This is a genomic window from Providencia sp. JGM181 (assembly GCF_018257375.1).
GTDB lineage: Bacteria > Pseudomonadota > Gammaproteobacteria > Enterobacterales > Enterobacteriaceae > Providencia > Providencia lanzhouensis.
In genome coordinates, this window is sequence record NZ_JAERJY010000145.1 from 1 (window position 1) to 9,080 (window position 9,080).

8 protein-coding genes and 1 tRNA gene are annotated in these 9,080 nt (G+C 42.1%); 6 read left to right on the plus strand and 3 right to left on the minus strand.

The genetic code is table 11. From position 1 onward, the window contains the following. Positions 1-288: 288 nt before the first annotated feature. Together JK188_RS14870 and rsuA are read right to left on the minus strand one after the other, a co-directional pair. On the minus strand, positions 289-1,473 hold the full coding sequence (locus JK188_RS14870) for a Bcr/CflA family multidrug efflux MFS transporter (RefSeq protein ID WP_036953002.1): 1,185 nt from the start codon (positions 1,471-1,473) through the stop codon (positions 289-291). Between the two features lie 24 nt (positions 1,474-1,497). Next, positions 1,498-2,202, minus strand: a complete 705-nt coding sequence (gene rsuA / locus JK188_RS14875) for a 16S rRNA pseudouridine(516) synthase RsuA (RefSeq protein WP_036953000.1) — start codon at positions 2,200-2,202, stop codon at positions 1,498-1,500. Between the two features lie 222 nt (positions 2,203-2,424). Between rsuA and JK188_RS14880 the strand changes: the two genes are divergently transcribed. Both JK188_RS14880 and rplY read left to right on the plus strand, forming a co-directional pair. Continuing rightward, on the plus strand, positions 2,425-4,197 hold the full coding sequence (locus tag JK188_RS14880; protein ID WP_211885972.1) for a DEAD/DEAH box helicase: 1,773 nt from the start codon (positions 2,425-2,427) through the stop codon (positions 4,195-4,197). Positions 4,198-4,406: 209 nt separating this feature from the next. After that, positions 4,407-4,688 (plus strand): 50S ribosomal protein L25, encoded by a 282-nt coding sequence (rplY, locus tag JK188_RS14885; protein WP_006660420.1) that lies wholly within the window; start codon positions 4,407-4,409, stop codon positions 4,686-4,688. A gap of 126 nt (positions 4,689-4,814) precedes the next feature. Here the strand turns inward: rplY and yejK are convergent, their stop codons facing one another. Then, positions 4,815-5,816 carry a nucleoid-associated protein YejK gene (gene yejK, locus JK188_RS14890; protein ID WP_108477940.1) on the minus strand — a complete coding sequence of 334 codons (1,002 nt, stop codon included), beginning with the start codon at positions 5,814-5,816 and terminating at the stop codon, positions 4,815-4,817. A gap of 238 nt (positions 5,817-6,054) precedes the next feature. On the opposite strand from yejK, the gene JK188_RS14895 reads away from it, so the two are divergent. The 4 genes from JK188_RS14895 (at position 6,055) to JK188_RS14910 (ending at position 8,886) form a co-directional block, all read left to right on the plus strand. Then, positions 6,055-6,282: a YejL family protein gene (locus JK188_RS14895; RefSeq protein WP_108477939.1), complete on the plus strand. Its 228-nt coding sequence runs from the start codon at positions 6,055-6,057 to the stop codon at positions 6,280-6,282. 21 nt (positions 6,283-6,303) lie between these two features. Next, entirely contained in the window at positions 6,304-8,019 is a 1,716-nt protein-coding gene (yejM, locus tag JK188_RS14900; RefSeq protein WP_211885974.1) for an LPS biosynthesis-modulating metalloenzyme YejM, read from the plus strand. Between the two features lie 106 nt (positions 8,020-8,125). Further along, positions 8,126-8,202 (plus strand) — tRNA-Pro (locus JK188_RS14905). 141 nt (positions 8,203-8,343) lie between these two features. After that, positions 8,344-8,886, plus strand: coding sequence for a YcxB family protein (locus JK188_RS14910; RefSeq protein ID WP_211885976.1), 543 nt, complete (start codon positions 8,344-8,346; stop codon positions 8,884-8,886). Positions 8,887-9,080: the final 194 nt, after the last annotated feature.

The following is a 9,080-nucleotide window of genomic DNA, read 5'->3' on the forward strand; positions in this document are numbered from 1 at the left end:
TTTTTAAGCTCATATAACCTTATTTCGGATCATTAGATAATGAGTTCCACCTTTCACCGAAAACAGAAATTTAACAAACATTCCACTTAAGATAATTGATATGGATCATTTTTTGATAAATACTTTAATTTCATTATGAAATTAATCGATTTTATCGAAGTGTTGAGTAGGTTAATCCATAGGTATTATGAATAATATATTGGTGAGATAAATCAGCATGATATAAATAATTGAGGGAAACTAATGAGTTTATCAGCTTCATCCTTGAAACTGATTCTATTGGAGATGTTATTTTGCTCTTTTCGCTAAAAGCACAAATAACATGGAGAGAGCCACACAACCTACCATCGAGCCTACCATCGGCCATGCATTTTTAGCAGGAATCATTGATAACAAAGTCCCCACCAATGCACCAATAGAAAAACGAATTGTGCCGGCAAGTGAAGACACTGTTCCTGCAATATGAGGATAATTATCGAGGATCACTGCCATCGAGTTTGAGGTGATCATGGCAATCCCACTCACATAAATCGCGACGCCGATCACTAATGTCCAGAAATCCATACCCAATGCTGTCGTCGTTAATAACCATATTCCCATAACGAACTGAACAATAATCCCGAAATACAACATTCGCTCAGCGCCAAATTGCCTTACAAATTTGCCGTTAATCGTCGTCATAATAAATAAGAAGACAATATTGATGCCAAAGTAATAGCCAAAATGTTGAGGCGATACTCCGTTAAGGTCGATATAGACAAATGACCCCGCATTCAAGAAAGAAAACATACCGGAAAACGAAAATGAGCTGGCCAAAATATAGAACAACACTTGGCGGGCTCTGAATAACGTCGCAAATTGGCGTAATGTGGTTCCGATATGGAATTTTTGTCGCCTTTCAACGGGTAGTGTTTCTCGGATAAATAAACTGACTAGCACCACAGCGATAACAGCCGCAATTGCAATACTCCAGAAAATGGCATGCCATGAGAACCAGCGCATCATTTCGCCGCCCATGATAGGTGCCATCAACGGTGCAATTGTCATCACCAATACGACGAAAGACATGCTTCTGGAGAATTCATCTTTAGTAAACATGTCGCGCATTAATGCGTTGATCACGACGCTGGCTGCGGCTGCCGCAAATCCATGAAGGAAACGCAACCAGATAAATGTATCGATCGATTCCGCAACTGCACAAGCCGCCGAGGCTAATGCAAAGACAATCACCCCACCTAAAATTACGGGTTTACGTCCTAGACTGTCCGCCATCGGACCATAAAAAAGCTGACCAATTGCAAAACCAAAAATGTAGCTGTTTAGGGTCATCTGAATGCGCCCTTCATCTACATTAAAGTAACCTGTCATTGCAGGGAAACTCGGTAAATACATATCAATCGCTAATGGCATTAGCATTGATAGCAAACCTAAAATTAAAATCAGCCCCAAATAGGATGAACGCTGTTGTTGCACTTATTAACTCCTGCTATGACATCATTAACGGGGAACCGTAATACTCTCAATCTCTGCTTCCGTCAGTGGGCGATATTCCCCTGGCTCTAGCTGCTCATCTAAACGAATTTCCCCGACTCGCTCACGATGCAAACCACACACATGATTTCCGACGGCCGCAAACATCCGCTTAACTTGATGATAGCGCCCTTCACTGATTGTCAGCCGGACGTCACGTGGAGAAATAATCTCCAATTGAGCAGGTTTCGTGAGTGATTTCTCACCATTTAACATGACGCCTTGTTCAAATTGAATAGCGACATCGTCGGTAATATCTTCACTCAGTTGAACTCGGTAGGTTTTCTCACAATGATGTTTTGGCGAGGTAATGCGGTGAGACCATTGCCCGTCATCCGTTAATAACACTAACCCTGTCGTATCAATATCCAAGCGACCTGCTGCATGCAGTTTTTGGGCGACGGGCTCATCAATAAAATAGAGAATTGTTGGGTGCGTTGGGTCATCAGTAGAGCAAACATAGCCTTCAGGCTTATTGAGCATAAAATAGCGAGGTCCTGTGACTTGCACTAACACATTGCCATCATAGGCAACTTCATTATCAAGACCCACCTGCATTGAACCTGATTTTACAACTTCATCGTCAACCATGACATTACCGGCACGTAGCTCACGCGCCACCAAACTCCGGCTTATCCCAAGTTGCTGGGACAAAAATTTATCCAGTCGCATAGATTCTCTTAACTTGATGGAATGTCAGCGAGAGGTACAATAGCACCGCGCTGTCATAAGATAGAAAGATGGATTGCTGTGATTACTATCACATAATTTATTATACCAATAACCTGTTACAAGTGATAGCGCAGCAAAGGGAACGTTTAAATTTAGACCTAGCCACGGATTTAACTTAAATTTAACATTAATAATCTGACTTTTTTGAAAAAACTAACTCATATGCCTACAGCTTCATCCCGTTTTACTTTACGCCCTTACCAACAAGAAGCCGTTGACGCGACGATCCAGCACTTCCGACGTCATACTACTCCAGCGGTAATTGTGCTCCCGACAGGGGCAGGAAAAAGCTTAGTGATCGCAGAATTAGCGAGGCTGGCTCGTGGGCGCGTATTAGTTTTAGCGCATGTCAAAGAGTTAGTTGAGCAAAACCACGCCAAATATCTGACTTATGGTCTAGAGGCAGATATCTTCGCAGCAGGTCTCAATCGCAAGGAATCCCACAGTAAAGTGGTCTTTGGGAGCGTACAATCGGTAGCGCGTAACCTTGAACACTTTGACGACAAATTCTCCTTGGTGATCATCGATGAATGTCATCGCATCAGCTTAAACGAAGAAAGTCAGTATCAACAAATTATCCTAAGCTTACAAAAGCATAACTCTGCACTACGCATTTTGGGCTTGACCGCGACGCCCTATCGCCTTGGCCATGGGTGGATTTACCAATACCACTACCACGGAATGGTTAAAGGTGATGAACACTGTTTTTTCCGTGATTGTATCTATGAATTACCGCTGCATTACATGATCAAAAACCAATTTTTGGTTCCCCCTGAACGCTTAGATATGCCAGTGCTACAATATGATTTTAGTCAGGTATCGGTTAACCAATCAGGAATTTTTAGTGAGCAAGAACTCAATTTATCCCTCAAAAAACAGCAGCGCATTACACCAAAAATTGTGGCGCAGATTATTGAGTATGCAACGCCATTACAAGGTTGCATGATTTTTGCCGCTACGGTTGAACATGCTAAAGAGATCCTCAGTTATTTACCTCAAGATACTGCGGCATTAGTCACCGCGGATACACCATCCCTCGAGCGCCAAAGCATCATTCAGCAATTTAAAAACAAGCAATTACATTATCTTGTCAACGTTTCAGTACTGACCACTGGTTTTGATGCGCCACACGTAGACGTAATTGCCATCTTACGCCCGACAGAGTCTGTCAGCTTATATCAGCAAATCGTTGGACGTGGCTTACGTTTGAGTGAAGGAAAAAAACAGTGCCTAATTCTGGACTATGCCGGAAATCCTCACGACCTCTTTCGCCCCGAAGTGGGTAGCAGCAAACCCAACTCCACCAGTGTTCCAGTCCAAGTTTTCTGTCCACTGTGTCAGTTTGCCAATGTTTTTTGGGGGAAATGCACCGCTGATGGTCAAATTGTCGAGCACTACGGGCGTCGCTGCCAAGGGTGGGAAGAAGATGAGCATGGACGAAAACAACAATGTGAGTTCCGCTTTCGATTTAAGCAATGCCCCCATTGTGGCGCTGAAAATGACATTGCCGCACGACGTTGCCATAAATGCCAAGAAGTGCTTACTGACCCCGATGATATGCTTAAAGCCGCATTACGACTCAAAGATGCGCTAATCTTACGCTGCGGGGGAATGGAACTCACGTCAGGCTCGGATGCAAAAGGCGAATGGCTTAAAATTGCCTACTATGATGAAGATGGTACGTCGGTGTCTGAGCGCTTTCGACTCACCACTCCAGCTCAAAAACGCGCATTTGAATTCCGATTCTTGCGAGAACATCATCGAGCCCCAGGTGTTCCTTTCCATTGGAATAATGCAAACGACATTATTTCACAACAAGCTTTATTACGTTACCCACAATTTATTGTTGCGCGAAAAAAAGAAAACTACTGGGAGATTAGAGAGAAAATCTTTGATTATCAGGGGCGTTTCCGTCTTGCTGCATCGTTAAGATAAGCAGAAAAGACGCGATTAATGATGAATAAATCATGCCAAGTCAGAAAGATAATGATCTTAATGATTGCCCGCTGACCGTTTTTTCGTTAAAATGCCGCCCGCCTTTGTATGTCTCGCTTAGCGAAATGATGTTACAGGGCCAAATCTCGAACCTGCTGCTGGGTCGCCTGTAGCAGGATTTTTATTTTTTCTTTTATAGAGAAATTGTAATGTTAACTATCAATGCAATTGAACGTAAAGAGCAGGGTAAGGGTGCGAGCCGCCGCCTGCGCAGAGCTAACCAACTGCCAGCTATCGTTTACGGTGGCAACCAAGAAGCTATCTCTGTTACTCTGAACCACGATGAAATCATTAACCAAGAAAGCAAAGCAGAATTTTACGAAGTTCTGACTCTGGTTATCGATGGTAAAGAAACTAAAGTAAAAGTTCAGGCTGTTCAACGTCACCCATTTAAGCCAAAAGTGACGCACATTGACTTCCTGCGCGCTTAATTAAGCCCATAGCCGAGCTTTAAAGTTTTTTCGGGACGCCGAGTAAATAACGCCGCAATTGCGGCGTTATTTATTTCAAACATACGATTTCTAACATAAAAATTTCGATAGTGAATCCATCATTCACTATTTATTACCGCGACGTTGCAACTGGTCACGCAGATTCGGCGGTGTACCACGGATAGTCAATGTGTCCGTCACGGGATCCCAGAAAATACGTTCTCCCATTAACATCGCGTCAAAGCTAATCGTAATACCCCCACCACTGCCTGAAAATTTCGTTAATTGCTTCAACGTACCGCGATCAGCAGGAAAACTCTCTTCCAGTTGATAATCATTTTGGCGAGTAAAATCTTCAAAGCTTTGCTCTTCCACCATTGGTAACTCTTTTGAGAGTTCCTTCAGCTCAATCTCTTCGCCTGATTGCAGTTGCTCACTGCAATAGCTGTGAACTTGCTGGCGATAGGCTTGGCGAGTGTTTTTATCCATTTGCGCATTATCACAAAAATCATCCAATGCTTGGACTAACCCTTTATTCTGTACCTTCGCATTCAAACCTTCAGACGCAGCTAAAAAGTCCATAAAGAAATCAGATACTTTACGCCCCACTCGCCCTTTAAGGAAAGTCAGATAACGCTTCGATTCAGGATTGGTTTCCCATTCAGTCAAATCAATACGCGCCACAATATCCGCATGGGGAATATCTAAGTAGTGAGTCGTCCCCAAATCGAGGGATTCCGTCACAAACATGCTGTCGCAACTATTCAGAACAGCGATAAGGAGATATTCCACTGCCAAGTAACGATATTGGCAGAAGAGAACGATTCCGCCTTCAGCAAACGGGTATTTTGCCAGCTCATCTTTTAAACGTACGGTCATTGCGCGGCTAAAGCCTAAAAACTCTTCTTCACCCTTACGCAGTAACGTTAACGCTTCAGCCAGTTCACTCTCTTCATTGAACTCACCAAACGCCTTACTTTTTGCACTGTATACACGATGTAATTCTGCCATCATGTCTTGCACAACATTGTCTGTCGTCAATAACGAATCACGCAACATGACTTCTAAGGTCTGCTCATCTCGTTTAATCAACTGGTGTAACGCTATCTGGGTAATTTCCAGACTCATTGTTGGCTCCTTTCGCTAGCAGAAATAATGTCGCGTATTCAAACACTGTTAGTATTTGTCTGCAACTGAAACCGTTAACCGCCATTTTTTTATTACTTTTGTGGCGAACTATTATCCACTTCGGTGATCTAAATAAACATTATTATCAATTAAACGAAAATTTGTTTAAAGAAAGAAGAAAAGTCACCCACAATGGGCTATCATATGGAGCTTTCATTAATTTAGGATGCCATAATTTATGCCACAATCATCTCGCTATAGTGATGAAAAAGTTGAAGGTTTACTGTCTGACCTTGTTAGTGTGTTAGAAAAAAACCATACTCCCGTTGATCTATCATTAATGGTACTCGGTAACATGGTTACCAATCTGCTGAATACGTCTGTCGCCCCTGCTCAGCGTAAAATGATTGCAGAGTCCTTTGCCAATGCATTACTTTCTTCTGTACAAGAAGATAAATCACACTAATTTGGTTGATAAATAAACAGCATGGTCACCCATCAGCGCTACCGTGATAAAGTCTCCAACATGATTGGTTGGGGGCATTGGTTTGCACTTTTTAATATACTACTTTGCCTTTTGCTAAGTAGCAGCTATCTGTTTATTTTTGACTGGCCAGATACCTTCGCTGGTCGCGCTTATGCCTTCGTCAGTTGGTTGGGTCATTTCAGTTTTGTGGTGTTCGCCACTTACTTGCTAATCATCTTTCCGCTGACCTTTATCGTTATGTCCCAACGATTGTTGAGGGTTATCTGTGTGGCGCTAGCCACCGCGGGACTTACCTTATTACTCTTTGATATTCGCGTCTTTAGCCAATTTGGTCTTCACCTTACCCCGCAGGTATGGGATTTAGTCATTAACCCTGCCAAGGGTGAAATGGCGCGCGAATGGCAATTGATGTTCATCAGCATCCCCATTATTTTTCTGGTTGAGATGCTATTTGCGACCTGGAGCTGGCAAAAACTACGCAGCTTAAGCCGACAAACATTTGGGCGCCCGCTGGCAGGTCTATTCATCGCAACATTTGTGATGTCACATTTAATGTATGCGTGGGCGGATGCCAATTTTTATCGCCCAATCACGATGCAACGCTATAATTACCCGCTGTCTCAACCAATGACAGCGCGTAAGCTACTTGATAAATATGGTCTACTCGACCTAACTGCACATCAAAATCGTGTATTCCAGCAAGGTAGCCCAACTGCACTGAAACTTCAGTATCCATTGAAGCCGCTTAGCTACCAAGACCAAGGTACGGGTTACAATTTACTGTTATTGGTTGTTGATGATTTAGGTAATGTTTCTCAGCAAAACCAAATGAACTCATTGAAAGAGTTTAAAAATATCAGCTCCCAATTTACCAATCACTATACTTCTGGGTTACGCAATGACACCGCCCTATTTGGGCTGTTCTACGGTATCTCATCAAGTTATATTGATAACATTCTCAATGGTCGCCACCCTTCTGTACTGATTGAAGCTTTACAGCATCAAGGCTATCAGTTTGGTTTATTCTCCACTGATGGATTTAGCTCACCATTATTCCGACAAGCGATTTTGTCTGACTACTCCTTGCCGACAAAAGCAGCGGACAATGACAAACAAACTATTGCACAGTGGAATTTATGGCTAGATAACGTGAAGCATGGCTCTCCTTGGTTCTCCTTCTTAAATATCAAGGGAGCGCCGGGAAGTAATCAAACGGATAGCCAAATCAGTCAAGTCATTGAGACGTTGAAGAGCCAGAACAAGCTGAATAATACCATTGTGGTGATCACGGCAAACTACAACAGTAACGGTTCGCAAGATACTGACTGGGTGAATAAAAAACACTTTAACCGCGACAGTATGCAAGTTCCGTTATTTATCTACTGGCCTAATACTCCAGCGCAACAAATTGATAAGCTAACTAGTCATCAAGATGTAATGACCACCCTCATGCAGCGGGTGTTACATGTCAATAACCCATCTGATGATTACAGCCAAGGTGAAGATCTCTTCAGTGCGCAGCGCACTTATCCGTGGGTGATCACCGGCGATAAAAGCGATGTCGTCATTACCACCAACAGCGCTACCATGTATATGGATCATAATGGGCAATTTAATATCTATGACCCACAAGGTAACGAGCAAACTGACGACAAACCAGACCTTGCTGAGCTACTGAAAATCTTTACTGAACTTAAACGCTTCAATGAAAATTAGCGCTTAAATTTCAATCAGTCATATGAGTTTGCTCTTGATTTCGTCAATGTTTTGGGTAGTATATTTTTACCTAAAGCCCTTGTTGTAAAGGCATGCATTCATTAATCGGCACGTAGCGCAGCTTGGTAGCGCACGGTCATGGGGTGTCCGGGGTCGGAGGTTCAAATCCTCTCGTGCCGACCAAATTCTCACTCAAGCCAGCCTTTTCGGTTGGCTTTTTGTTATTCAATGTTTCCCTTTCTTTAACCATTATCTGATAGCCAAATTGCATTGCTATCGGAATAATAGCCACTATTCTTTTAACCTTTTATTGAGTTATACAGCATGTCGCTATCCGTCACAGTTGCATTATCACGCCAAGAGTTTATCGCCTTTAGCCGCTACTGCCATAAAAATAACTACTTTTTACCCAAAACCCGCAGCTTACTCACTTATACTCTGCTCTATTTGGCTTTCTTTGCCATCATGGGAGGGGTATTCACCTTACTCCAACATTTTGATATCGAGCTTAATATGGGGCAATTCATTGTCTCTGTTCTGATGGCGATATTACTTTATGCCATCTTTGCAATACGTTTGTTTAAAACATTGAACAAAGCGATTCCTGATGCGGATAGCTCGACTTTCTGCACAAAAACATTCACGGCAGATGAGAATGGATTACACATTGAGAGTGCTTATGGTTTATGGCACTACAATTGGAATTCAATGGGTTTTATAAAACAAAATGGAGACACACATTATCTATTTATTGATAGAACTAGCGCCTTTATTTTCCCAAAACGAGCGTTTGATTCACACGAAAACTATCTAAAGTTTGTGCAATACCTCACTCAACAAAATTATTTTTTAAATAATCCAGAATAAATCTTAGTAAACTAAATTAATTTAGCATAATCATCCGTTATGCTTTATTTTAAATTTTGCGAAGCATTTATATTCACTACACATTTTTTTACACTTTATTTTTAGCTTTAATTAACGATTTATATTAAAAATTAGAAATAACTCCACGAATAGTATTTCGTCTATATTATCGTCCGATATCACTCTCTTTATGT